Here is a 25,598-nt window from a genome sequence, read left to right on the forward strand (position 1 = left end):
TCTTCATTCTGCTGCTTCCTGTTTGTTGCCAAGGATCGGCAACTGCATCTCGAAAACGGCGCCACCCCCTTCGCCGTTCCGCGCGGTCAGACGGCCGCCCAGATCGGTGACGATGCCGGAGGAAATCGCAAGGCCAAGCCCCACGCCCTCTCCGGGCTTTTTCGTCGTGTAGAAGGGTTCGAACAGGTTCTCGAGATCTGTGATCCCGTGGCCATTGTCGCGCACCGTAAGGGTCGCGGTTTCGCCCGCCGACAGAAGGATGTCGATCTGCGGGTCCTTGGTGTCTTTCGTGGCGTCCAGCGCGTTGCGCAGCAGGTTGATGATCACCTGCTCCAGCCGGAGACGGTCGGCCATGACCATCACCGCCTGGCGCGGCATCCCCCGGCTGATCTTGACGACGCGGGCCTTCAGCTGCGGCTCCATCATCGCCAAAGCAGACGACACGCAGGCCCGAAGATCAACCTCTTCAAAGGCTTCGCCGCCCTTCCTTGCGTAGGACTTCAACTGCCGCGTGATGGCACCCATCCGCTCGATCAGGTCATCAACGCGCTGGAAGGACGACAGAGCCTCATCCAGCCGCTTCCGTTGCAACAGAAGGCGGGCGCCTGCGAGATAGGTCTTCATGGCCGCAAGCGGCTGGTTCAATTCGTGGCTCACCGCTGCCGACATCTCGCCCAAGGCAGCCAGTTTCGACGATTGGGCCAGCGTCAGCTCGGCAACTTCAAGGTCTTTCTTCACCTTCTCGCGTTCCGCAATCGCCCGTTGCAGTCGCGCGTTCAAGAGCCGCAGTTCCGCCGATTCCCGCTGGAACGAGACCGACCGCGACCAGGCCCTGCGGGACAGAAGATAGAAGGTGAAAGCCATCAGGATCGCGAACCCCATGATCTCCAGTGCGAGAATTCCGTTCACCTGCTCGCGGACCGAGCCATAGGCGGTGAAGGTCGCGATCTTCCAGCCGCGGAAGGGAATACGCGCCTCGGTCCGCATCACGGCCTCGCCCCGGACATAGGCATCGGGCGGCTCTTGCGCCCATTCGGTCGTGGCTTGCAACGCCCGCGAAATCGCCGAGGGGGGATCGCGCAGGGCCAGCGCTTCATCTCGCGGCAAACCGCGCCAGCGCGGCTCGGTCGAGAGCATGACGATCCCCGCGCTGTCGGTCACCATGATCGCGTCCTGCAACCCGGCCCAGGCGCGTTCATACTTCATCAGATCGACCGAGACGATGATGACGCCCATGACCTTGGACTCGGCCAGCACTGCGCGGGAATACACGAAGTCGAAGCCACCCGCGTCCCGCTTGACCGGCGTGAAAACAGTCTCTTTTGCGCGCTGTGCGTCGACAAAGTAGGTCTCGTTGCGGTGGCTGGTCCCCAACACGTTGCGGTTCGTCGCACCGACGACGCGGCCGTCGGCATCGACCAGCCGTATCGAGGCCACGCCCAGCTGGCTTTGCAGCGAGATGAGCTTGGCCGAGGTGCTGGAGAAGTTGCCGTCCTTCAGTGCCGTGATCAGGCCGGGGTCGCCGGCCAGAAGCAAAGGCACCACCGAGGTCCGCTGCAGTTCCGCCATCAAGTTGCCGGTGTACAGCGCCAGCCGCACTTCGGCCCTGCTGCGGGTGTCTGCGGTGTAGCGATCCGTCAGAAGGCGGTTCGACACCAGCACCACGACGACCGCCAGAATCACCAGCAGCACCACGGCAAGCTTGGCGCGCCAGGGCAGGCCCGGTGTCGTTGCGGAAGCTTCGCTGAGGTCGCTGGCGGTCATGGCCGGAGACTAGGCCCGCGCCGGGGTGGCCTCAAGCCGAAGGGGTTCAGGCCAGCGCCATCCCGCGCATCAGCGAGGCGAAGAGACCCTTGCCGTCCTGCGAGCCCAGCGCCGCCTCGGTCGCGCGCTCTGGATGCGGCATCATCCCGAGAACACGGCGGTTTTCCGACAGCACGCCCGCGATGTCGGCCATGCTGCCATTGGGGTTCTGGGCATAGGTGAAGGCGATGCGATCTTCCGCCTTCAACCGCGCCAGCCCAGCGGCGTCGATGGTGTAGTTGCCGTCATGGTGGGCGATCGGGATGTGGATCTCTTGCCCGGACCGATAGGCGCTCGTGAAGTCGGATTGCGTCGTGGCCACCTTCAGCGTCACCGTGCGACAGACGAATCTCAGCGTCGCGTTGCGCATCAGGACCCCAGGCAAGAGGCCCATCTCGGTGATGACCTGAAAACCGTTGCAGATGCCCAGGACATAGCCGCCCTTATCCGCATGGGCGCGGATCGCGCTGCTGATCGGCGATTGCGCCGCGATGGCGCCACAGCGCAGATAGTCGCCGAAGCTGAACCCTCCGGGGACGCCTACGACGTCCACGCCCGCTGGCAATGTGCTGTCCTTGTGCCAGACCCGTTCGACCTGGAACCCCGCGCCTTCAAAGGCGACGGCCAGGTCGCGGTCGCAGTTCGAACCCGGGAAGGTGACGACAGCGGCTTTCATCGGGGCGACTCCCTTGGACTGGATGCGCGGCTGATAGCCGAAAGCGAGAGGAAGGGCCAGTGCTTGCACCACGCCCCGCAGGCGTTACGCTGCCCGGATGCTCACCGATTCCGCTCTCACCGCCCTCCGCGCGATTTTCGGCGACCGGGCCTCGGTCGCCGCCGCCGCCCTGTCCGAACATTCGCAAAGCGAAAGTCTGGTCTCGGGCGGCCTGCCAGATGCGATCGTCTTCCCCCGCACGACAGCCGAAGTCGCGGCCCTGGCCGTCTGGTCCGCCGCGCATCGGGTCCCCCTGATCGGTTGGGGGGCAGGCACCTCACTGGAGGGACACGCCCTCGCCCTAACGGGCGGCGTCGTGGTCGACTTCCGCGAGATGGCCGCCGTCGTGGAGATCCGGCCCAGCGACCGTCTCGTCCGCGTCCAGCCCGGCATCACGCGTGAGGCTCTCAACCAGGCGCTGCGAACGACGGGCCTGATGTTCCCTGTCGATCCTGGTGCCAATGCCTCGCTCGGCGGGATGGCCGCTACGCGCGCCTCGGGCACCACGGCGGTCCGCTACGGCACGATGCGCGACAATGTCCGGGGGCTGGAGGTGGTGCTTGCGGGCGGTCAGGTGATCCGCACTGGCACCGCGGCGCCGAAATCGGCGGCTGGCTATGACCTGACGGCGCTTTTCGTCGGGTCCGAGGGCACGTTGGGCCTCATCACCGAACTGACGCTGAAGCTGCACGGCCAGCCCGAAGCGGTGATGACCGCCGTCGCCGCCTTCCCCTCTGTCGCGGCAGCCGTCGACTGCGTCATCGCGACGATGCAGATGGGCCTGACCCCCGCTCGGATCGAGTTTCTGGACCAGGACACCGTGGCCGCCTGCAACGCCTATTCCCGCTTGACCCTTCTGCCTGCCCCGCAGCTTCTGGTCGAATTCCACGGCCACCCTCAGGGCCTTGCCGAAGACGTCAGCCGGTTCCGTGCCTTGGCTGATGACTTCGGCGCAAGGGGTCTGGACTGGGCCGAACGGCAAGAGGACCGCACCCGCCTCTGGGCCGCCCGCCATGCCGCCTATCGGGCGATCCTTGCCTCACGGCCCGGTGCGAAGGCGGTGGTGACGGATGTCTGCGTGCCGATTTCAAAGCTGGCGCAAGCGGTCGAGGAAACGCGCGCCGACATCGCGGCCTCGGGCATTCCGGGGCCGATCCTGGGTCATGTGGGCGACGGCAATTTCCACGCAATCCTGCTAGTCGACCCGTCGCGTCCCGATGAAATCGCGATTGCCAAGGCCTTGGCGCAGGAGATGGCACAGCGATCCTTGCGGTTGGGCGGGACCATCACGGGCGAGCATGGGGTGGGGTTCGGAAAGCTTGGCCTGATGGCGGCCGAGCATGGCGCAGGCTGGCAGGTCATGGGCGCAGTCAAGGCAACACTTGACCCGCTTGGCCTGATGAACCCGGGAAAACTGGTCCCAGGTCAGGGTTGATCAGACGTCAAAGCTCGACCGACGAAAAAGGCCGTTCTCAACTTCGCGCTGACGGCGCTCCAGGTCGAACCGCGAAGCCGATGCGTTCAGATAGGCACGCTCCAGATCCGCGATGCGGGGGAAGGCCGTGCCGTTGATCAAGGATTTGAACAGGTTGAACATGATGATTGTCCTTTCTTCTTGATGGGAAGATAGGGCGCTGCAGTGCAGCATTGTAGAGGCAAGGCTGAAGTGCCGCCATGCGCTGAATGCATAGGTCGCCACACTTTTGCCGTAGCTTTGGGCAGTGTGGTCAGCCCTGCAGCAAGGCCCGCGCCGCCGCACGTGCGGCCTCGGTCACCGTATCGCCCGCGAGCATCCGGGCGATCTCTTCAACGCGCTCTTCAGCCCCAAGGCCAGTGACCGTGGACAGCGTCTGCCCCTTTGCCACCCGCTTTTCCACCCGCCAGTGCCGTGCGCCGAAGGCCGCAACCTGCGGCGAATGGGTCACGACCAGCACCTGAGCGCCCTCGGCCAGGGCCTTCAGCCGTCGCCCCACCGCGTCCGCCGTCGCCCCACCGACGCCGCGGTCGATCTCGTCGAAGATCAAGGTCAGGCCGGGGCTGTCCCCCGTCAGGCAAACCTTCAGCGCCAAGAGAAACCGGCTGAGTTCCCCACCCGAGGCGATCCGGTTCAAAGGCCCCGAAGGTGCACCAGGGTTGGTCGCAACGGTGAAGGTCACCACGTCCAAACCCTCGGGTCCCGGTTCGCCTGCGCTTACCTCGGTCGCAAAGACTGCGCGCTCCATCTTCAACGGCGCAAGTTCTGCCGCCATCGCCGCATCCAGCCGCTTGGCCGCGGCGACCCGTGCCTTGGTCACCCGCGCTGCCTCGGCGGCAAAGGCTATTTCGGCCTCGGCGACCGTCTTGCCCAGCTTGGCGAGCCCGACAGCCCCCCCGTCGATCGCCGCCAGCCGTGCGCGTAACCCGTCCGCGAACCCGCCCAGGTCGTCGGCCAGCACTCCATGCTTCCGCGCCAGCGCCCGAATCGCGAAAAGCCGCTCCTCGACCCGGTCCAATTCTCCGGGATCGAAGTCCAGCGCCTCCAGCGCACGTTCCACCCCGGCTTCCGCCTCGCCCAACTCGATCAGCGCGCGGTTCAATGCCTCCATCGGCGCGTCCAGCCGCCCCTCGGCCTTCTCGGCCGCGCCATCCAGCCAGCGCAGTGCATCGCGCATCCGGCCCTCGGCACCCTCGTCCGACAGCGCCATCAGCGCCTTCGCCACATCCTCGCGGATGCGCCCGGCCCCCTGCATCAGCCGACGCCGCGCATCCAGCGCCTCGTCCTCGCCCGGCAAGGGGTTCAGCTTGTCGAGTTCGGCAACCGCGTGACGCAGGAACTCTTCCTCGGCCGCCGCCCGCGCCAGAGCCCCTTCCGCCTCGGCCAGGCGCGCGCGCGCCTCGCGCTGCGCCGACCAGGCCGCACGCAAACCGGCAAGGTCCAGCCCCGCGAATACATCCAGCAGCGCCCGATGCCCCCGAGGGTTCAGGAGCCCCCGGTCGTCATGCTGCCCATGCAGCTCCACCAGGGTATCCGACAGGTCCCGCAATACCTCGCCACTGACGCGACGGTCGTTGACGAAAGCCGTCTTCCTCCCGTCCGCCGCATTGACCCGGCGCAGGATCAATTCGTCCTCCGCCTCGATCCCCGCCTCCTGCAGCACAGTCCGCGCAGCGTGACCGGGGGCCACGTCGAAGACCGCCGTCACCTCGCCCTGCGCCGCCCCCTGGCGCACCAGTTCAGCGCGACCGCGCCAGCCCAGGACGAAGCCAAGCGCATCCAGCAGAATAGACTTCCCGGCCCCCGTCTCGCCGGTCAACACGTTGAGGCCCGGCTCAAGCTCAAGGCTTAGCCGGTCGATGATCAACACATCGCGGATATCCAGGCTACGCAGCATAGGGCGCACGCGTAGGGTGGGTTCTACCACCCACCATCCTTACAGCCACTCGCCCTTTACCATCTGGCGGTAGATCGTGCGCAGCCAGCCTTCGCCCTTGGCTTCTGGCGACAGGCCCTTGCCCTTCAGCAGGCGGAACGTGTCGTCGTAGAACGGCGAGGCCTGGTAGTTGTAGCCAAGGATCGCGCCTGCCGTCTGCGCCTCGTCCGTCAGACCAAGTGCCAGGTAGGACTCCACCAGACGGTGCAGCGCCTCGGCGGTGTGGGTGGTGGTCTGGAAATCCGCCACCACGACGCGGAAGCGGTTGATCGCCGCCGCATAATGCCCGCGCTTCAGGTAATAGCGCCCGACCTCCATCTCCTTCGCTGCCAGCTGGTCGAAGGCTAGATCGAACTTCAGGATCGCGGACCGTGCATATTCGCTGTCAGGATAGGTCTCGATCACGTCGCGCATGCCCGAAAGCGCCTGGAAAGTGATGCCCTGGTCGCGGCCCACATCGTCGATCTGATCGTAGTAGGACAGCGCCATCAGGTAGAGCGCATAGGGGGCATCCTCATCGCCCGGATAGAAGTCCAGGTAACGTTGCGCGGCATCACGGGCCTCGGGATATTCCTTGGCCTTGTGATGCGTGAAGGCCTGCATGATCAGCGCGCGCTTTGCAAATTCGGTGTAGGGATACAGCCGCTCGACTTCCTGGAAATAGACCAGCGCGTCCTTGGGCTTCTTGCCGGTCTCAAGCTCCAGCTCACCCTTCTTGTAGATTTCCTCGGCGGTATAGCTGTCCAGCGCCCGCTCGCTCGGCGCAGAGCCAGCACAACCGGCGAGCATCGACGCCATAAGCGCCGCCTTGAGGAACCCTGCGCCGGGCTGTCTGCCTGACATGCTTTGCCTATCCAACCTGCAGCCCGGGCGGTTTGCCCCACCCTCGGCTCATCTCGTTGTGCCCGTCCTAGCACAGAAAAATCCGGGGCGCAAAACGCCTTTCGTGACTTTTCAGGGTCCTGTGATCTGGTGGCTGATCTTAGCCGCGCGCGGGAAGATCGCCGGCATGGACACCGACACCCGGCAGTTTGCCCAGGGTGCGCGGGCCGCAATCGACGATCACGAAGGCGGTCGGATCGGCGAAAAGCCTGCGGAGCAGCCGGTTCGTCAGGGCATGGCCCGCCCGTTCCCCAACATAGCGGCCCAGAAGCGGGCCACCGGCCAGGGCAAGGTCGCCCACCGCGTCCAGCATCTTGTGGCGCACGGGTTCATCGGCGTGCCGCAGGCCACCCGGCGAAAGCACCTGGTCGCCATCGAAGACGACCGCGTTTTCAAGCGAGCCGCCCAATGCCAGACCCTTTGCGCGCATCGCATCCACATCCGCCTGGCGGCAGAAGGTGCGGCTGTCCGACAACTCGCGCACGAAGGCGCCGTTGGCCATGTTAAGATGGCGCGACTGCACCCCGATCGCCTGGTCGGCAAAGTCGATGCGGAAATCGATCTCCAGCATCTCGGCCGGTTCCAACCGCGCCACGGCATCTCCGTCGCGGACTTCGACGGGCTTCAGCACCCGGACCGCACGCACCGGCAGTTCCTGCTCTTCCAGGCCGACGGCCAGAAAACCTTCGATGAAGGGCACAGCAGAGCCGTCCAGAATTGGAACTTCCGGCCCGTCGATCTCGATCAGGGCATTGTGGATGGCAAAACCGGCAAGGGCGGCCATGATATGCTCGATGGTGGACACCGACACGCCGTCGCCATTCTCGATCACCGTGCACAGCCGCGAGGGCGTCACCGCGTCCCAGCGGGCCGGAACCAGCGCATCCAGATCAGCCACGTCAGTCCGGCAGAACCAGACCCCGTGATCGGCAGGCGCCGGGTGCACAACCATCCGCACTGTCGCGCCGCCATGCAGGCCGACACCAGTGAAGGCGGCTGGGGATTTCAGAGTGTTCTGCACGTCTCGCTCAACCTCATGTGGACCGGGTTCCACGCCCGTTCCGATTGCATGTTAGCTATTCGTTAGGGGTTTGAAGCTCAACTCACTCTTTGTGACGGTATGTGTCAGCTTTGAAACAGATCGCAACGCATTGATACAAAAAGAAAAGGCCCGGTTGCCCGAGCCTTTCCGAAAGGTTGATACCGCGTTCTTTTCAGTTCGCCTGGCGGCGCAGGAAGGCAGGAATCTCGATCCGATCCTGGTCCGAGCCCATGTCATGGTCGTCATCGTAGGCCGTCACCGGTGGCTGGGCGCGGGTCGCGGGTGCGGTCTGGTTGGCCTCCAGATGGCCAGCCATCCGGTTGATCAGCGAGCCGATCCCGAAGCGGGGCTTCGCGCCTGCCGCTGCAGCCGATGCCGACGCGGGGGCCGCAACCGGGGCTGGTGCCGGACGTGTAAGCTTCGCCGGAGCTGCGGCACCCGGACGGCTGACCGCCGCTTGCAGCCGCGCAAGCGCCTCGGGCGAGGGCTGACCAGCGGCGCGCGGACGTGGCGCCACGAATTCCGAGGCATCCGCCTCGATCGCGGCCGGAGTTGACCGCACCAGGGTCGGCTGGGCAGCCGGCTGCGGGCGGTAGGCCGGGGGCGGCAAGTCGTCGGCGATCGAGAACTCGTCGGCTTCCATGTCGGCCTTCGAGGCGGCAGCGTCAAAGGCGGCATCCGCCAGGGATTCGACTTCTTCCTGGAAGGGCGCGCGATCTTCCATCATCGGGGCGGCAGCCGGGGTGTAGACCGGGGCCGGTGTCCGGGCCGCTTCGCGCGCTGCTTCGCGGGGGGCTTCCGAATTCAGCGTCAGAGGCGCGCCCATCGAGCGGCGGGCCACCGGAGTATCGGCCTTGTTGGCGGCTGAAGCATCGATGCCGGTTGCAACGACCGAGACACGGATACGGCCTTCCATCGCGGTGTCGAGAGTAGAGCCGACGATGATGTTCGCCTCGGGGTCCACCTTCTCGCGGATGATGTTCGCGGCTTCGTCCAGTTCGAACAGCGTCAGATCATGGCCGCCGGTGATGTTGATCAGCACGCCCTTGGCGCCATTCAGGCTGATTTCGTCGAGAAGCGGGTTGGCAATCGCCTTCTCCGCCGCCTGAACGGCGCGGTCGTCGCCCTGGGCTTCGCCGGTGCCCATCATCGCCTTGCCCATCTCGTCCATCACGGCGCGGACGTCGGCGAAGTCGAGGTTGATCAAGCCCGGCCGCACCATCAGGTCGGTCACACCCTTGACGCCCTGATACAGGACGTCGTCGGCCATCGCGAAGGCTTCGGTGAACGTGGTCCGCTCATTCGCCAGCCGGAACAGGTTCTGGTTCGGGATGATGATCAGCGTATCGACGACCTTCTGCAGCGCCTCGATGCCTTCTTCGGCCTGGCGCATCCGCTTGCCCCCCTCGAACTGGAAGGGCTTGGTCACGACGCCCACCGTCAGCACGCCCAGCTCCCGCGCGGCCTGGGCGATGATCGGGGCAGCGCCTGTCCCGGTGCCGCCACCCATGCCGGCGGTGATGAAGCACATGTGGGCGCCTGCCAGGTGGTCGACGATTTCTTCGATCGTCTCTTCCGCCGCAGCGGCCCCCACCGTCGGCCTGGCCCCTGCCCCAAGTCCTTCCGTCGCCTTGACACCCATCTGGATGCGCGCGCCTGCCCGGCTTTGCTGCAGGGCCTGCGCATCGGTGTTAGCAACGACGAACTCGACGCCTTCCAGCATCTTGTCGATCATGTTGTTCACCGCGTTGCCACCCGCACCGCCGACACCGAACACGGTGATGCGCGGCTTCAGCTCTTCACGCTCCGAAGTCATCGTCAAATTGAGTGCCATGGGTTTGCCTGTCCCTTTGTCCGCCGCCTGTTTACCGGTCCTTTCCGCTGCTAAACCCCGCAGAAGGCCGACTTATCCCCGATTCTATCCACAACACTTCCAAAGGTCACGCAAAAACTCGTGGCGAACCACGAAATCTGGGGGCCAATTCCCCGTATTCAGCGGTATTTCGCCCTTTGCGGCCGGATATTGTGGTCACCAGTTATCCTTGAACCATTTAACGGCCCGTCGAAGCGAGCGTGCCGGGTAGCGTTCGGCCGGAATCTCGAAATCCCACCATTCGTCCTGCGGATGCGCTGCGAAAAGGCACAGACCCACGGCGCTGGCAAAAGCCGCCCCCGTCGCCGCTTGCGGCAGGCCCTGAACGCGCAGCGGACGACCCAGACGCACCCGTTGCCCTAGTATGCGGGTCGCGATGCCATCAAGGCCCGGGATCTGGCTTCCTCCGCCCGTCAGTACTATCTGCTGGCTTGGCAGCGTATCGAACCCCGCCGCATCAAGCGTGGCGCGGACTTCCTCCAGGATCTCTTCGACGCGCGGTCGCATGATCCCGATCAGCTCGGTCCGGCTGATCTGGCGGCGGTCCTTTTCCCAGTCGCCGCTGTCGCCGCCAATGTCGATCATCTCGCGGTCGTCCATGCCGGTGGCGTAAAGTCCGCCGTGGCGCGTCTTGATCTTCTCGGCCGTCACCAGCGGGATCTGCAATCCCTTCGAGACGTCCGAGGTCACATGGTCCCCGCCCATCCGAACCGAATCCGCATAGATCATGTGCTTCTTCATGAAGATCGAGATGCCGGTCGCGCCGCCGCCCATGTCGATGCAGGCCGCGCCCAGTTCCTGTTCGTCTTCCACCAGCGACGAGATCGCCGAGGCATAGGCCGAGGAGGCAATTCCCGCCAGTTCCAGATCGCAGCGCTTGATGCAGTAAAGCAGATTCTGCACCACGTCGCCGTCGACCGACAACAGGTGCATATCGACCGCCAGCCTGTGCCCGATCTGTCCGCGCGGGTCGCCCAGGCCCGACCGATGGTCCAGCGCAAAGTTCACCGGCTGGGCGTGCAGGACCTCGCGCCCCTGCCCCAGGTCCGGCACATCGCAGGACGCCAGCACGCGGCTTACGTCCTGTTCCGTCACGACGCTATCCTGCAGGTCCAGCTCTCCCGCCAGCCCATAGCTGCGCGGCTCCGCCCCCGAGAAGCAGGCGATCACATGATCGACCCGCACGTTGGCCATCTTCTGCGCCGCCTGAACCGCCGTGCGGATCGCCCGCTCGGTCTCGTTCATCACGGCGATTTCGCCGAAGCGCACGCCACGGCTGCGGGTTGTCGCCGCCCCGATCACCCGGAACTGGCTTTGCCCGGCCATCGGCCCGACCCCGTCCTGCTCGCGCAGGCGGTCCGGTCCGTCGAAGCGCAGGATAAGGCAGGCGATCTTCGAGGTGCCGACATCCAGGATGGCGATCACGCCGCGCTGCATGGCAGCCCGACGCATGTTCCGCATGGCGCGCTGGGAAGTATAGAGATCGGTCACAGTTCGTTCTCCACGGTTTCTAGGCCCTGCGCGCGACGGATTTCGGCAAGGGCATTGGGGGTAAGGCGAAGGGTCGGGCGATGGTCTGACCGCAGGTCTACGGTCAGGATGTCTCGGTTCATCAGGTCCTGGGCATGGTCCAGCGCCAGGAGCCGCTCAAACGCCTGGACCGGCTTCTGCTCGGGCAGAAGGATGCGCTGGTTGCGATCAAGCACAACATCCCAACGGCGCTCGCCCATGCGGACAAGGCCGCGGAGGCGCGGGGTCAGCGGTCCCGCAGCGGCGATCAGATCCAGCGCCTCCGGCGTGGCTTCGTCGGCGCCAAGCCCTGCAATCAGCGGCAGGTCGGCCCGGTCGGCGCGCGACAGCAGGCCCGCAACGCGGTGGCCGGTCTCGTCGACCAGGGTCAGACCATCCTCGGTGCGCCAGACCGCGACAGGGACGCGTTCGGTGATCAGCACCTGCAGCACCCCGCCAGAGCGGACCCGCAAGTCAGCCTTCTGCACCGCATCCAGCGTCTCGATCCGGGCGCGGGCGGCGTCAAGGTCGATGTCGAAGGACGACATCGGCAAAGGCAGCGCCAGCTTCAGGCGCACCGCTTCGGCCAGATCGTCCGTGGCCCCTTCGACGCGGGCAAGGCTGACCCGGAACTCGGGTCGCGCTTCGAACTCTTCCCGCAGATGGGTCAGTTGCCCGATCAACTCCTGCCGGTTCGGCTCATGGCTCAGCCAAAGCGCACCTGCCCCCACAAGCATAAGCATCGGCAGGCCCTTCAGCACGAAGCTGCGCACATAGGGCGTGAGCATCCAGCGTTGCACACGATAGGACCACTTCGACGGGGCAGGGTCGCGGCGAACGCGGGACGCGGGACGGCGAGCGATCAGCGATTGCATGATGCGTCCCTCACCATCCAGTCGCAGAACTCGGGGAAGCCAATCCCCTGATGCGCAGCCTGTTCGGGGGCAAGCGATGTGGGTGTCATCCCCGGCTGGGTATTCGTCTCCAAGAGGATCAGTCCCGCCAGCCCGCGCGCCTCGTCCCATCGGAAATCAGTCCGCGAGACACCACGGCACCCCAGCGCCTTGTGCGCCCGCAGGGCATAATCCAGACAAGCCGCCTCGATGTCCGCCGGCAGCTGCGCCGGGCACTCATGCCGGCTGCCGCCCGGCTTGTACTTGGCGTCATAGTCGTACCAGCCGTCGGTGAGGATATCCGTCACCCCCAGCGCCCGGTCGCCCATCACCGTCGTCGTCAGCTCACGGCCGGGAGCATACGTCTCCACCATCACCACATCAGGCATCGAGGCTGCCAGACGCGGCGCGTTCGACCCTTCGCGGACGATATAGACGCCGACCGAGGACCCTTCGTTGTATGGCTTGACCACGTAGGGGGCGGGAAGGACATGCCCCGCCTCGACCTCCTCTTTCGTGGCCAGAACGCTGTCCACCACTGGCAGACCGGCGGCGGCATAGACCTCCTTGGTCTTGACCTTGTCCATCGCCAGCGCCGAGGCCAGCACCCCGGAATGTGTATAGGGGAGCTTAAGCCATTCCAGGATGCCCTGGACGCAGCCATCCTCACCCCAGCGGCCGTGGAGCGCGTTGAAGCACACATCGGGGCGCAGATCAGCAAGGCGCGCAGGCAGATCGGGGCCGCAATCGACCTCCGTCACCCGGTAACCAGCCTCCCGCAGGGCCTTGGCACATTCGCGCCCAGAGACAAGTGACACTTCCCGCTCAGCGGAAAGCCCACCCATCAGTACCGCCACTTCGGGGGCCATCCTGCTCGATGCGCCCGCCATACACTGCCTCATCCAGGTCTTGTCCGACCCGTGATATTGTTAGTCCTGCGGGTATTCTCCGACCCGCATGATTTCCCACTCTAGCGTGATACCGCTTGATTGGAAAACCTTTTTTCGCACGTCCTCGCCCAGATTTTCCAGATCGGCGGCCGTCGCCCCTCCGGTGTTGATCATGAAATTGGAATGCATGGGGGACATCTGCGCCCCGCCAATCCTTACGCCCCGCATCCCGGCGTCGTCGATGACCTTCCAGGCCTTCAGCTCGTGACTGTCATTCGCCTTGCCCGTCGAGGAAAACCCCGCCGGATTGCGGAAGGTGGACCCCGCGCTGCGCTCTTTCGTGGGCTGGCTGGCATCGCGCTTGGCAATCTGGTCAGCCATCCGCGCCTCAAGCGCCTCGGGGTCGCCCTTTGGCGCGCGGAACGTGGCCGAGACGATCACCGCACCTTCGGGCAGGTCGCTTTGCCGATAGCGCAGGTTCAGTGCAGTGGCGGGGAGCGTCTCAATCCGTCCATCGCGAGTAATCACGCGGACCTCCTCCAGCACATCGGCCACATAGGACCCGTAGCACCCGGCATTCATCCGAACCGCGCCGCCGATACTGCCGGGAATGGTGCGCAGAAAGGTCAGGTCCAGCCCTGCCTCTGCCGCGCGCTTCGCCACATGCGCGTCCAGCGCCGCCGCACCGGCGACGACCCGCTCGCCCTCCACCGAAATCCCGTTGAACCCGCGCCCCAGCCGGATGACCACGGCACGGATGCCGCCATCCCGCACGATCAGGTTCGACCCAACGCCCATTGGAAAGACCGGCACCGAAGGGTCAAGATCGCCCAGGAACGCAGCCAGGTCCGCCTCGTCGGCCGGCTGGTACAGCCAATCGGCAGGCCCGCCCACACGCAGCCAGGTCAGGTCGGCCAAAGGGCGGTTCGGCGTCAGCACGCCACGGGTGTCGGGAAGCTTGATCATGGCCCGGTTCTGCGGCGCTTTCGCCCGCGTTGCAAGACCCGTCAGCCCCGCCGCAGCCGCGCCACGGCGATGCCTGCCACCGCGCCCAGAAGCACCGGGGCCGCAAAGGCCAGCGACGACCAGCTCAGTTCATGGCCAGAGCTCGCCCGCTCTTGCCACTGCATCGCCAGCATCGCCGCCAGCGCCATGACCGGCAAGGCCAGCGCCTGTCCCCAGCCATAGCGGCGGGTCACGGCATAGGAGATGACCGCGACAAACAGCACCGTTCCGCCCCCGATTGCCCAGAAGACCGCGTTCATTGCCTAGCCCAGTTGTCGGCGCAGCCAGCGCCAGAAGAAGACCACCGGCCAGCGCAGGACCGAGGCCCCCGCGGCCAGCAGCACAAGCCCGACGATCGGACCCGCCACCCAGGTTACCCAGCCCAGAAGCGGCACACCAAGGGCGATCAGCACATAGGCCACCCGCCAGTGCTTGTCCTTCGACGGGAACATCGCGATCACGTTGGCCACGACCAGCCACAGCAAGCTCAGGACCAGCGGCCAGTATTCGGGATCTGCGCCAAGATTTCCGATCATGCGCTCTCTCCTGACAGAATGACGAACAGCGCCGCGACAAGCGCCGCAAGCGCGGTCGTAAGCCCCGCCCAGGGCACCCATGCCGAGACGCGGAACGGCGCCGTGGGTTCCCGGCGGTGCAGCCGGATCAGCGCTGCGTTTACCAGGACGAAGACGGCCAGCAGGACGATCGATGTCGTCTCGGCCAGAGTCTCGACCGGGATGACCAGCGCCGCGCCCAGCATCGCCGCCCCGACCAGAAGCGTCGCCCGGACCGGCGTGCCGAAGCGAGGATGCGACCGGGCGAATGTGGAAAGCACTTTGGTCCTGCGGCCCAGCCCGAACAGGACCCGCGACGCCATGACGATTTGCGCCAGCACTCCGTTCAGCGCCGCCGCGACCGCAATTGCCGACAGGAACGCCGCCGATGTGCCCGTCGCCCGTTCCCAGATCAGCGCCACAGGTTGCGCGCTGGTGCGAAGTTCGGCGTGGGGCGCGACCCGGACCGCGGCAAGGCTGACCAGCAGGTAAAGTGCCGCCGTGATTGCCAGCGCCAGCAGGATCGCCCTGGGCATGACGCGGTCGGGATCCTTCGCCTCTTCGGCCATGTTCGTCAGATCCTCGAAGCCGATGAAAGCGAAGACCGACAGGGAGATAGCGGCCGCGATCCCGGCCAGGGGCGGCGTGGGCAGATCAGGCAGGCTGCTCCAGTCGGGGCCAGGCGGCGCAAGAAAACCCACCATCACGACGGCCAGCAAACCGCCGACCTCCACCACGGTCAGGACCGCGATCAAGGCCAGGCTTTCCAGGACGCCAACAAGCGCGACCACGGTCAGCGCCACGCCGATCCCGACGATCAGCCAGGGTTCGGGCCAGCCGACGAAAGCCATCAGGTAGCCGACCCCGCCCCGTAGGACCGCCGCCGCCGAGACGATACCCGTCACCGCGATGGCCAGACCCGCGACAACCCCCAGATTGCGCGAGGAAAACCCGCGCTCGACATAGGCTGCCTGCCCGGCCGCCTCGGGCAGGCGGGTGGCGAATTCGGCATAGGAAAGGGCCGAGAACAACGCGACCAACCCGGCCAACCCAAAGGCAAGCGGGGCCCAGACTCCGGCATGGCCGACGACGGTACCGACGAGAACATAGATTCCCGCTCCGACCATCACGCCGACGCCGTAGGCGGTCAGCAGGCCCAAGCCCAGGCTGCGTTCCAGCGCGTCAGCCATCCGCGCCACCCAAGGTGCCCACCAGGGGCGTCACTTCTCAAGGTCCTTCGGCAAGGGCGCCGGTTTGCCAACGGCGCGACGGACGAAGTAGATCAACGGGTTGCGGAACATCGACGCAAAGCCGATGATTCCGGCCACGGCCCAGCCCCACCCGTGGAACCAGGCGATCCATGTCAGCAGAAAGGGCGCGATGATCAGCAGGATCAGCCCCGGCACCATCTGCCGCTTCATCGGAAGCATCGCCACAACGGCGGCCAGCACGATCCAGAGGCAACCGAAGAACAGGGGTGTGACGACACCCCAGATCATACCGTGAAACCCTGACCTGCGCGCCGGGTCATGCTGCCTTGCCCATCAGCTTTGCGGGCAGCGCATTGGCCCAGGCGCTGATCGTGCCCGCGCCCAGACAGACCACCATGTCGCCGGGCCGCGCCTGTTCCTTCACCAGCCGGGCAAGCTCGCCCTCGTCCTGCAAGGCGCGGGCGTGGCGGTGACCGTGGGCAATGAGGCCCGCGACCAGATCGTCGCGGCTGACGCCCGGGATCGGGTCCTCGCCAGCGGAATAGACGTCAGCGATAGCGACCACGTCGGCCTCGTTGAAGCAGGTGCAGAACTCCTCGAACAGGCTGGACAGGCGCGTATAGCGGTGCGGCTGGTGGACAGCGATGATCCGGCCTTTCGTCGCCTGCCGCGCCGCCTTCAGAACCGCCGCGATTTCGACCGGGTGGTGGCCGTAATCGTCGATGATCGTGACGCCGTTGACCTCGGCCACCTTGGTGAAACGCCGGTTGACCCCCGCAAACCCGGCCAAGGCCTCGCGGATCTCGTCGCGTTTCATCCCCAGATGCCGCGCCACCGCGACCGCTGACAGCGCGTTCGACACGTTGTGGTCCCCCGGCATTGGCAAGGTGCAGCCCTCGATCACCTGCCCCTCGGCCTGCAAGGCGATGTCGAAATGCGCCACGCCGTTTTCATAGGTCAGGTTCACCGCCCGCACATCAGCCTGCGCGTTGAAGCCGAAGGTCACCACGCGGCGATCCGTCACCCGCCCGACCAGCGTCTGCACTTCGGGATGATCGGTGCAGCAGACCGCAAGTCCGTAGAACGGGATGTTCGAGACGAAGTCCAGGAACCCCTTCCGCAGCGCGTCGAAAGTGTGCCAGTGCTCCATGTGTTCGGGGTCAATGTTGGTTACGATGGCAATGGTCGCGGGCAGCCGGTTGAAGGACCCGTCGCTCTCGTCCGCCTCGACGACCATCCATTCCCCGGCGCCCGCCCGCGCGTTGGAGCCGTAGGCGTGGATCACGCCGCCGTTGATGACCGTCGGATCGAACCCGCCCTTGTCCAGAAGCGTCGCCACCATCGTCGTCGTGGTCGTCTTCCCATGCGTGCCGGCAATGGCAATGTTCGACTTCAGCCGCATCAGCTCCGCCAGCATCTCGGCGCGGCGCACCACCGGCAGCTTCCGGCGACGCGCCTCCTCCAACTCGGGATTGCCCTTCTTGATCGCCGATGAGATCACCACGACCGAAACGCCATCTCCGATATTCTCGGCCCGCTGCCCCTCGAAGAACCGCGCCCCCAGGGTGACCAGCCGCTCGGTGATCTTCGACGCCTTCGCGTCCGACCCCTGCACCGCATAGCCCAGAGTCATCAGGACCTCGGCGATCCCGCTCATGCCGATCCCGCCGATGCCTACGAAGTGGATGGGGCCCAGCTCCAGCGGAAGCTTCGTTGCTGCGTTCATAGCGTCTCTCCGCCCAAGTCTTCGACCAGCGCCACCAGCCGCGCCGTCGCATCCGGCTTGCCTTCGCCCAGCGCGGCACGCGCCATGCCTTCGGCCTTGTGGGGGTCTTCCAGGATCGCGGCGATGTGGCCCGCAAGCGCGCCCGCGTCAAGCGCCTTCTCCTGGATGACAACCGCGGCACCTGCGTCAGATAGTCCTCTGGCGTTCGCCGTCTGATGGTCGCCCGTGGCCGCCGCATAGGGAATAAGGATCGAGGGCCGCCCGATCACGCTGATATCCGCCACGGACGAGGCCCCAGACCGGCTGATCACCAGCTGAGCCTCTGACAACCGCCGCGGAATATCCGCGAAGAACGGCGCGATCTCGGCCCGAACGCCTGCCGCCTCATAGGCCGCAGCGGCGCGCGCGCCGTCTTCGTCCCGCGCCTGATGCGCCACCCTCAGGTTCGCCCGCAGCGCCTCGGGCAACAAGGCCAATGCCGCAGGCACCACATCCGACAGGATGCGCGCGCCCTGGCTACCGCCGATCACCACCATCGCCATCGGGTAATCGCCCGGAGGGATGTAGGGCGCCGAGGCCCGGTCCAGCACAGCCTGCCGCACCGGGTTGCCAGTGGCCTCTCCGGCCACCCCCTGAGGCAGGGCCGTCGGCCAGGTCCCGCAGGCCACCTTGTCGACGCGGCGCGAAAAGACCTGGTTGACCCGGCCCAGCACCCCGTTCTGCTCATGGATCATCCGCGGCCGCCGCAGCACCCAGGCCGCCGAAAGCGCCGGGATCGACGGATAACCACCGAAACCGACCACGACGGCCGGCTTGTCGCGAAGCTGCGCCATCATCGCCGCACAGACGCCGCCCAGAATTCGGAACGGCACCAACAGCTTCGCCGCCACCCCGCCCCGCGCGAACGTGGCCGAGGCCACCCGCTCGACCGTCACCGCTTCGGGAAAACCGCCAGCAAAGCGCGCGCCCCGGTCGTCGGTGGACAGCTTGACCCGCCAGCCCCGCGCCAGCATCGCTTCGGCCAGAGCCTGGGCCGGGAACATGTGCCCCCCCGTGCCCCCCGCCGCGATCAGCAGAAGCTTGCCCGTCATCCGCCAGTCCTCCCGGCGCCAGCCGCAAGCGCGCCCCTGTCCCCTTGGGAGAGAGGGATGGGGTGAGGGGAAAGAGACCGCGCGCCCACGTCCGCCATCACCGCCCCCGCCGGAAGACGTCGCTCATCTGCCCGCGCGGCCGCTCCCGCGTCAGCGCCAGAAGCATCCCCAGCGTGATCCCGGCCGCTATGACCGACGACCCGCCATAGCTGACAAACGGCAAAGTCATCCCCTTGGCGGGCAGCAGTCGAACCGCAACGCCCATGTTGATCATCGCCTGCACCCCGAAGATGCAGGCCAGTCCGGCGCCAGCCAGCCGTGCAAACGGGTCACGCTCGGGCAGAAGCCGCCACAGCGAGCGGACGACGATCAGCCCGTACACCGCGAGGATCAAGAGCACCAGGATCAGCCCATATTCCTCGGCCGCCACCGCGATGATGAAATCCGTATGCGCGTCCGGCAGCGACCACTTCACCTGTCCCTCGCCCACGCCCACGCCGAAGAACCCACCTTCCTGTATCGCGTTCGCCGCGTAGCCAAGCTGCGTCCTGGGGTCCACGTCCGGCGACAGGAACCCGTCGATACGCCGCGCGAAGTGCTCGGAGCTTTCATAGAAAACCAGCCCCCCCAATGCGACCAGGCCGCCCACGACCCCGATCAGCAGCATCGGAGCGCCGCCAATGAAATAGACCACGCCCCAGGCGAACAGGATCAGCGCCGACTGCCCGAAATCCGGCTGCATCGCCAGGAAAGCGACCACAACCAGCGTCAGCGCAAAAGAGATCGACTTGCCCGGCGGCCCGTTCAAGTCCTGGCTTGCGGCGATCAGCCAGGCCACCACGACAACGAAGCCGGGTTTCAGGAACTCCGAAGGCTGGACCGACGCAAAGCCGAAGGAAAACCAGCGCACCGCGCCCTTGCCGAAGTCGGTCCCGAACAGCGGCAGCAGCATCAGCGCGACCATCGAAACCGCAAAGCCCAGTACGCCCAGCCTGCGCACCATGTCCGGCGGCATCATCGAGATGCCGATCATCACGACCAGCGCGATCCCTCCGAAGAAGGCCTGTCGCTGCACATAGTAGAAGGGTTCCAGCCCGTTTCGTGACGCCAGCGGCACCGATGCGGCCAGTCCCAGCAGCAGTCCGATCCCGAACAGGACGAAGACCGAGGTCAATGTCCACTTGTCGATCGTGCGCCACCACCTTGGGATGACCGGCTCCGACACCCGAACGGGATTGGAGCCATAGACCATTTCAGTCATGGAAAACCGCCTGTTACGCCTGCTCTGCCTTTGGAAGCCCGGGTGTATCCCCCAAGTCCTCAGGGCGCAGAGTAGCGCCAATCGATTCGCAAGGCCAGCGGGAAGTCGGGTCCTGCGCCGGGAATTCGGGGGTCAGCCGTTGCGGATCACGTGGTCCGCCACGACCGAACCATCACGGACCCAGCGCCCGTTCGGCAGATCATTTTCCTCAAGCTTCTCAACAATTTCCGCTTCCGTCAGCCCCAACCTCTCCCACCGGCCGCGCAACCGCGCGCGCAGGACATGCTCGGGAACCTCGACCATCACCGTCACATCAAACACCGGCCGCAGCCGGTCCCAGGGTGCCTGGTTCAACAAGAGCCAGTTCCCCTCGACCACGATCACCGGCACCTGCCTCGGGATCAGCCGCGCCCCGGCCCGGGCGATCTCGATCTTGCGGTCGAAGACCGGCACCGCGACCTCGGCCTCGTCCCGGTCGCGCAGCCGCTTCAACGTGTGGTAAAGCCCGCCGACGTCGAACGTCATAGGCGCGCCCTTCCTTGGTCGCAGCCCGGCGGGGACCAGATAGAGATCGTCGTAATGGTAGCCGTCCATCGGCAATACCGCCGCCAGTCCCGGCTGGCGGGCGTTCAGCTTGCCGACCAATTTCTCAGCCAGGGTCGACTTCCCCGAACCCGGAGCGCCCGCAATAGCCGCGATGACCCGCAAACCGCCTGACGCGCGGGCCTCCAAAATGTCGGCCAGACGTGCGACGTCGACAGGCTCTTGTCCCATTTGGCCCTCCTCCCCGGGTCTAGCCCAGACTGTGCACGAGGGGGCGACCGGTGCAAGGTGGTGATGGGGCGGCCTAGCCTGCGTCCCGGTCCGCAACACCCCCCGTTCCCGCAGCCTGCGACATCCCGCAGGTGCGGCGCCCCGCAGAAACCAAATCTGCAACGGCTGGGCCTGCGCCCTCGGCCGCCCCACGTTGCGAAATCAGCGCCAGCAGCGCCACGCATTGCTTTGCGGCCAGATCGGGCGGGACGGGAAGGGACGCTTCCCTCAGTCTCCTGCGGAAGGCCTCGTGCAGCGCATCCAGATATTCGGCAAGCGCCGCAGCCACCGCCGGTTCGGTTCGCAGCGGACCTGACCCGGTGCGCATCAGATAGCATCCGTTCCACCCGGGCACGCGGGTGGCTTCCTCCAGCCGATCCCAGAAAGCCGCAGGGCCTTCTCTGGTCAGGGTCTCCAGCATCCCGGCCAGCACCGTGCGGCGGTAGCCTTCCAGCGTGGCCTCGACCAGCGCCTGCTTGTCGGGCCAGCGCGCATAAAGCGCCTTCCGCGACAGGCCGGTGGCCGCGACGATCTCGGGGTAAGAGGTCGTCTCGGCCCCCGAGGCCCAGAATAGATTCAGCGCGGCATGCAGCTCCCTGTCCGCTCCGGTCACATTTTCGGTCATTGTCATTCACCCGGTTGACAAGAGAACAGTCATTCTCCAACCCTTGAGAACGATCATTCTCAGGAGGCTACATTGCCAACGATCACTGTCACCCGCAAGTCCAAAGCCAACACCGCAAGGGTCTGGGACCTGATGTCCGACTTCGGCGCCATCGACGCCTTCAATCCGACCCTGAAGGAATCCCATCTGCTGGACGGGTCCTGCGAGATCGGTCTCGGAGCCGAGCGGCAGTGCACTCTGAAGGACGGGAAGAACTATATCCACGAACGCGTGGTGGACTGGCAGGAGGGGCGGTCCTACCGGATCGAGGTCTTCGGCGGCACGATGCCGATGGACAACATCACCGCCGAACTGGCCGTCGCGCCGGAACCGCAAGGGTCGACCCTGCGCATGACCATGACCTACAGCCCGCGCTGGGGCCTATTCGGCCAACTGATCGACCCGGTCCTCTTGCGCCCGATGATGCGTCACACGATGCGCAAGGTGATCGGCGGGCTGGCGGCCAAGGCCTGACCTGCGGCCTGCCCCGGCTCAACTCAGGCTGCGTGTGACAGGGAAAGCTCGGCCACGGCAACCGGCTCGATAAGCGGCTTGCGGTTCCGGCCATGCCGCTCGGCAAGTTTGCGCCCCTCGCGGCCCGTGACCAACTGCCGCGCCGGGGTTGGCAGGCCGCAATGCGCCCCGGGGCGGGACGTGAGCGTCAGCACCTCTGTCCGGGCGCCAGGGGCCAGGCCCAGCAGCGCCTGCGGGCCAAGAAACAGGCTTTCGCAGGGCAGACCGTTCGCGGTCACGATCTCGTGCCGGTCGAAGAGCAGATGAAAATACTCCGCCCCCGCATCGGGCAGCACCATGTCGATCCCCGGCAAGTCCAGCAGGTGCCGGACAGCCACCAGAACCTCCTCGGCACCCAGCATCCGTTCGGCGATGCGCGATCGGACGAGCACGCGATGCTGCGGCGAAAGTGTGATATCCGTCGCGGGCATCCCCGACCCGAAAGCGCCGGGCGAGACGCGGATCGGGCGCAGCCGCGCCTCTGCGGCAAGCTCGGCCCGCGTCAGGCTGCGCGACCCTACCCACAGGACCGGACGCAAGCCATGGTCGGCCGTCCAGACCAGATCGCCCGCCTGCAGGGTTTCGATCGGCCGCAGTCCTTGCTCGGTGCAAAGCAAGGTCCCGCGGGTGAAACAGACCGTGTTCACCTGATCGTTGCGGGTCGAGATGATCGCCGCATCGCTGCCTGCGACATTGGTCAGCGCCCCGGTCTTGATCGACTGCACGTCGATCGCGCCATACTTGTCGTTCGGCACGGCGAAATGCCGCACAGTTCCGCCCGACGAAACGGTCAGGAACACCACGTCCAGATTGGATTCGGACCCCGGAACAAAGGTGCGTGTCGTCCCGTCGCCAAGGGTGAAGCTGCCAGTGCTGTCGGGTTCGCGGATCGCGTCGATCCGATAGACAACGCCTGCAATCTGGATCGTGTCGCCGATGTCGAACTCACCATCGTCAAGTGACTGGCCAGAGACATTGTCGACCACGCCCAGAAGATTGCCATTGTCGAAGGAATAGGTGGTGTTCGGGCTGACCGAGGCGATCTCGATAAAGTCGTGCAATGTCGCCATGTCGGACCCGGACCCCCGAACCAATTCATCCTGCGACAGCCAGGCGAAGGGCGGACGGGGCGTCCGGCCCAAGGGCTGTCCTGGAAGTATGGCCGGATGCGACTACGATTCGGTTAATGCCGGGGCTTGGACTGCGCGGCCCGCCCCCCTGGCACTCGTCGCGCCACCTGCGGACGCCAGCGGTCAACCTGCCGCGAAGGGATTGATTTCGATTGAAATTCGTCGCCTCAGAACGGCACGTCGTCCACCTGATCGGCCGGGATCACCCACCGCGCGACGACCTTCTTCGACCCGGCCTGGTCGAACTCGATGTCCAGCTTGTCGCCCTCGATCCCCATGATCTCGCCGTAGCCGAACTTCTGGTGGAAGACCCGGTCCCCGATCACGTAGGGAGAGACCGCCTCCATGTCGATCACCACATGCCGCGCCTCCTGCGGTTGCCGCATCGGGCGCGCGCCGGAATTCTCCTGGAGCCGTCGCCACCCCGGTGAGTTGTAGACGTCCGCCTTCGAAACCCGCTCCTCAAGGCTGGACCCGAACCCCACCGAGGCCGCCGCCCCGAACCCGCCGCCATAAAGGCCGGGGGCCGTCAGCACCTCGACATGCTCAGCGGGCAGTTCGTCGATGAACCGCGAGGGCAGCTGCGACTGCCATTGCCCATAGACCCGGCGGTTCGACGCAAAGCTGATTGTGCAGAGCCGTTCGGCCCGGGTGATCCCCACATAGGCTAGCCGCCGCTCCTCCTCCAGCCCCTTCAGCCCGCTCTCGTCCATGCTGCGCTGGCTGGGGAACAGCCCATCCTCCCACCCCGGCAGGAAGACCACCGGAAATTCCAGCCCCTTGGCGGCGTGAAGGGTCATGATGGTGACCTTCTCCTCCGCCCCCTCGGTCTCGTTGTCCATGATGAGAGAGACGTGCTCCAGGAACCCCTGCAGATTGTCGAACTGCTCCAGCGCCTTCACCAGTTCCTTGAGGTTGTCCAGCCGCCCCGGCGCTTCCGGCGTCTTGTCGTTCTGCCACATCTCGGTGTAGCCGCTTTCGTCCAGAATCGTCTCGGCCAGGCGGATGTGATCGTACTCCGGGTGCAGCGTAGCCGTGTGCCAGCGGTCCACCCCATCGACAAAGGCCCGCAGTTGGGACGCGCCCTTGCCGCCGATTACACCCTTCGCCACGGCCTCGCGCGCTCCATCCAGCAGCGACACCCCCGCCCCCCGCGCCAGCACATTGATCTTGGACTGCGCCGTGTCGCCCAAGCCCCGCTTCGGCAGGTTCACCACCCGCTCGAACGCGAGATCATCCTCGGGAGAGACCGCCAGCCGGAAATAGGCCATCGCATCTCGGATTTCCTGGCGTTCGTAGAACCTTGGGCCGCCGATCACGCGGTACGGCAGGCCGATGGTCAGGAACCGGTCCTCGAAGGCACGCATCTGGTGGCTCGCCCGCACCAGGATCGCCTGGCGGTTCAGGTCCACGGGGTCCATCCCCCGGGTGCCGCGCTGGATCGCCTCGATCTCTTCCCCGATCCAGCGTGCCTCTTCCTCGCCGTCCCAATGGCCGATGAGGCGCACCTTCTCGCCCAGCGCCCCCGCCGTCCACAGCGTCTTGCCCAGCCGCCCGGCGTTCTTTGCAATCACCCCCGAGGCGGCCGCAAGGATATGGCCGGTCGAGCGATAGTTCTGCTCCAGCCGAACCACCTGCGCGCCGGGAAAATCCTTTTCAAACCGCAGGATGTTGCCAACCTCGGCCCCGCGCCAGCCATAGATCGACTGGTCGTCGTCGCCCACGCAGCAGATGTTCTTGTGCGCCTGCGCCAGAAGCCGCAGCCACATATACTGGCAGACGTTGGTGTCCTGATATTCATCGACAAGGATATAGCGGAACCAGCGCTGGTATTGTTGCAACACGTCCGGGTGGGTCTGGAAGATGGTCACGCAATGCAGCAGGAGGTCGCCGAAATCGGTCGCGTTCAGCGCCTTCAGCCGGTCCTGGTAGGCCGCATAAAGCTCGGTTCCCCGGTTGTTGTAGGCGCCCGCCTCAGAAGACGGGACCTTCTCTGGGACCCAGGCTCGGTTCTTCCAGCCGTCGATCAGGCCCGCCAGCATCCGCGCAGGCCAGCGCTTTTCGTCGATGTTGGCTGCAAGGATCAGTTGCTTCAGAAGCCGCAGTTGGTCGTCGGTATCAAGGATGGTGAAGTTCGGCTTCAGCCCGACCAGCTCGGCATGGCGGCGAAGGATCTTGACCGACAGCGAATGGAACGTGCCCATCCAGGGCATCCCCTCGGCCACTTCGCCCAGCATGCGGCCCACGCGCAGCTTCATCTCGCGCGCAGCCTTGTTGGTGAAGGTGACGGCCAGAATCTCGTTCGGGCGGGCCTTGTGCTGGTTCAGCAAATGCACGATCCGGGTGGTAAGAGCCTTGGTCTTGCCCGTCCCCGCACCGGCCAGCATCAGGACCGGCCCGTCCAGTGCCAGGACGGCCGCGCGCTGCGCCGGGTTAAGGTCGTCCAGATACGGCGTTCCACGCGACGCCATCGCGCGCTGCGACAGTGGTACCGGCGCTGCGGCGGCCTCGAAGGCCTGATCTTCGTCCCAGGAGTTCATCGCCGCAGTATATCGCGTTCGGCGCGGGGGGAAAGGCCCTGCGTTCCATGAATGTTCACGGGCTTTTCCCCGC

Annotated in this window: 24 protein-coding genes; 2 read left to right on the forward strand and 22 right to left on the reverse strand. The window is 65.8% G+C overall.

Features of this window, described 5'->3' with window-relative positions; genetic code table 11:
- Positions 1-3 precede the first annotated feature (3 nt).
- The gene (locus Q8M85_RS05445; RefSeq protein ID WP_305541294.1) at positions 4-1,764 is read right to left on the reverse strand and encodes an ATP-binding protein; all 1,761 of its coding nucleotides are present in this window, start codon (positions 1,762-1,764) and stop codon (positions 4-6) included.
- A gap of 46 nt (positions 1,765-1,810) precedes the next feature.
- Positions 1,811-2,479: a phosphoribosylformylglycinamidine synthase subunit PurQ gene (gene purQ, locus Q8M85_RS05450; protein ID WP_305541296.1), complete on the reverse strand. Its 669-nt coding sequence runs from the start codon at positions 2,477-2,479 to the stop codon at positions 1,811-1,813.
- Positions 2,480-2,576: 97 nt separating this feature from the next.
- Between purQ and Q8M85_RS05455 the strand changes: the two genes are divergently transcribed.
- On the forward strand, positions 2,577-3,953 hold the full coding sequence (locus Q8M85_RS05455; RefSeq protein ID WP_305541297.1) for an FAD-binding oxidoreductase: 1,377 nt from the start codon (positions 2,577-2,579) through the stop codon (positions 3,951-3,953).
- On the opposite strand, the gene Q8M85_RS05460 is transcribed toward Q8M85_RS05455, so the two are convergent.
- From Q8M85_RS05460 to Q8M85_RS05545, 18 genes are all read right to left on the reverse strand, one after another.
- Positions 3,954-4,115: a hypothetical protein gene (locus Q8M85_RS05460; RefSeq protein WP_305541300.1), complete on the reverse strand. Its 162-nt coding sequence runs from the start codon at positions 4,113-4,115 to the stop codon at positions 3,954-3,956.
- Positions 4,116-4,245: 130 nt separating this feature from the next.
- Positions 4,246-5,889, reverse strand: a complete 1,644-nt coding sequence (recN, locus tag Q8M85_RS05465) for a DNA repair protein RecN (protein ID WP_305541303.1) — start codon at positions 5,887-5,889, stop codon at positions 4,246-4,248.
- 39 nt (positions 5,890-5,928) lie between these two features.
- Positions 5,929-6,771, reverse strand: coding sequence for an outer membrane protein assembly factor BamD (locus Q8M85_RS05470; RefSeq protein ID WP_305541306.1), 843 nt, complete (start codon positions 6,769-6,771; stop codon positions 5,929-5,931).
- A gap of 139 nt (positions 6,772-6,910) precedes the next feature.
- Complete coding sequence (gene lpxC, locus Q8M85_RS05475) at positions 6,911-7,831, reverse strand: UDP-3-O-acyl-N-acetylglucosamine deacetylase (protein WP_305541309.1); 921 nt, start codon at positions 7,829-7,831, stop codon at positions 6,911-6,913.
- Positions 7,832-8,024: 193 nt separating this feature from the next.
- Positions 8,025-9,686: a cell division protein FtsZ gene (gene ftsZ / locus Q8M85_RS05480; RefSeq protein ID WP_305541312.1), complete on the reverse strand. Its 1,662-nt coding sequence runs from the start codon at positions 9,684-9,686 to the stop codon at positions 8,025-8,027.
- Between the two features lie 195 nt (positions 9,687-9,881).
- Complete coding sequence (gene ftsA, locus Q8M85_RS05485) at positions 9,882-11,216, reverse strand: cell division protein FtsA (protein ID WP_305541315.1); 1,335 nt, start codon at positions 11,214-11,216, stop codon at positions 9,882-9,884.
- Positions 11,213-12,109 (reverse strand): cell division protein FtsQ/DivIB, encoded by an 897-nt coding sequence (locus tag Q8M85_RS05490; RefSeq protein ID WP_305541318.1) that lies wholly within the window; start codon positions 12,107-12,109, stop codon positions 11,213-11,215. The genes ftsA and Q8M85_RS05490 overlap by 4 nt, the downstream gene beginning before the upstream one ends.
- The gene (locus Q8M85_RS05495) at positions 12,097-13,017 is read right to left on the reverse strand and encodes a D-alanine--D-alanine ligase (protein ID WP_305541321.1); all 921 of its coding nucleotides are present in this window, start codon (positions 13,015-13,017) and stop codon (positions 12,097-12,099) included. Before Q8M85_RS05495 ends, Q8M85_RS05490 begins: the two co-directional genes overlap by 13 nt.
- Positions 13,018-13,056: 39 nt before the next feature.
- Entirely contained in the window at positions 13,057-13,983 is a 927-nt protein-coding gene (gene murB / locus Q8M85_RS05500; protein WP_305541323.1) for a UDP-N-acetylmuramate dehydrogenase, read from the reverse strand.
- 41 nt (positions 13,984-14,024) lie between these two features.
- Complete coding sequence (locus Q8M85_RS05505) at positions 14,025-14,282, reverse strand: hypothetical protein (protein WP_305541326.1); 258 nt, start codon at positions 14,280-14,282, stop codon at positions 14,025-14,027.
- Positions 14,283-14,285: 3 nt separating this feature from the next.
- Entirely contained in the window at positions 14,286-14,558 is a 273-nt protein-coding gene (locus Q8M85_RS05510) for a DUF2484 family protein (RefSeq protein ID WP_305541329.1), read from the reverse strand.
- Positions 14,555-15,766 carry an APC family permease gene (locus tag Q8M85_RS05515; protein WP_305541332.1) on the reverse strand — a complete coding sequence of 404 codons (1,212 nt, stop codon included), beginning with the start codon at positions 15,764-15,766 and terminating at the stop codon, positions 14,555-14,557. Before Q8M85_RS05515 ends, Q8M85_RS05510 begins: the two co-directional genes overlap by 4 nt.
- A 30-nt stretch (positions 15,767-15,796) precedes the next feature.
- Entirely contained in the window at positions 15,797-16,075 is a 279-nt protein-coding gene (locus tag Q8M85_RS05520; RefSeq protein ID WP_305541335.1) for a DUF2484 family protein, read from the reverse strand.
- Between the two features lie 28 nt (positions 16,076-16,103).
- A complete protein-coding gene (murC, locus tag Q8M85_RS05525; RefSeq protein WP_305541338.1) occupies positions 16,104-17,513 on the reverse strand; it encodes a UDP-N-acetylmuramate--L-alanine ligase in 1,410 nt (469 codons plus the stop codon).
- Positions 17,510-18,604, reverse strand: a complete 1,095-nt coding sequence (locus tag Q8M85_RS05530; protein ID WP_305541341.1) for a UDP-N-acetylglucosamine--N-acetylmuramyl-(pentapeptide) pyrophosphoryl-undecaprenol N-acetylglucosamine transferase — start codon at positions 18,602-18,604, stop codon at positions 17,510-17,512. Before Q8M85_RS05530 ends, murC begins: the two co-directional genes overlap by 4 nt.
- A 97-nt stretch (positions 18,605-18,701) precedes the next feature.
- Positions 18,702-19,865 carry a putative peptidoglycan glycosyltransferase FtsW gene (locus tag Q8M85_RS05535; RefSeq protein WP_305541344.1) on the reverse strand — a complete coding sequence of 388 codons (1,164 nt, stop codon included), beginning with the start codon at positions 19,863-19,865 and terminating at the stop codon, positions 18,702-18,704.
- Between the two features lie 132 nt (positions 19,866-19,997).
- Positions 19,998-20,639 (reverse strand): nucleoside/nucleotide kinase family protein, encoded by a 642-nt coding sequence (locus Q8M85_RS05540; RefSeq protein WP_305541346.1) that lies wholly within the window; start codon positions 20,637-20,639, stop codon positions 19,998-20,000.
- Between the two features lie 73 nt (positions 20,640-20,712).
- Complete coding sequence (locus tag Q8M85_RS05545; RefSeq protein WP_305541348.1) at positions 20,713-21,303, reverse strand: TetR/AcrR family transcriptional regulator; 591 nt, start codon at positions 21,301-21,303, stop codon at positions 20,713-20,715.
- A 72-nt stretch (positions 21,304-21,375) separates the two neighbouring features.
- On the opposite strand from Q8M85_RS05545, the gene Q8M85_RS05550 reads away from it, so the two are divergent.
- Complete coding sequence (locus Q8M85_RS05550; RefSeq protein WP_305541351.1) at positions 21,376-21,816, forward strand: SRPBCC family protein; 441 nt, start codon at positions 21,376-21,378, stop codon at positions 21,814-21,816.
- 23 nt (positions 21,817-21,839) lie between these two features.
- Here the strand turns inward: Q8M85_RS05550 and Q8M85_RS05555 are convergent, their stop codons facing one another.
- Both Q8M85_RS05555 and Q8M85_RS05560 read right to left on the reverse strand, forming a co-directional pair.
- Entirely contained in the window at positions 21,840-22,997 is a 1,158-nt protein-coding gene (locus Q8M85_RS05555) for a Hint domain-containing protein (protein ID WP_305541353.1), read from the reverse strand.
- 155 nt (positions 22,998-23,152) lie between these two features.
- The gene (locus Q8M85_RS05560; protein ID WP_305541356.1) at positions 23,153-25,525 is read right to left on the reverse strand and encodes an ATP-dependent helicase; all 2,373 of its coding nucleotides are present in this window, start codon (positions 25,523-25,525) and stop codon (positions 23,153-23,155) included.
- Between the last annotated feature and the right edge of the window lie 73 nt (positions 25,526-25,598).

Origin of the sequence: Tabrizicola sp., from assembly GCF_030694085.1 — a bacterium.
Classification (GTDB): Bacteria; Pseudomonadota; Alphaproteobacteria; order Rhodobacterales; family Rhodobacteraceae; genus Tabrizicola.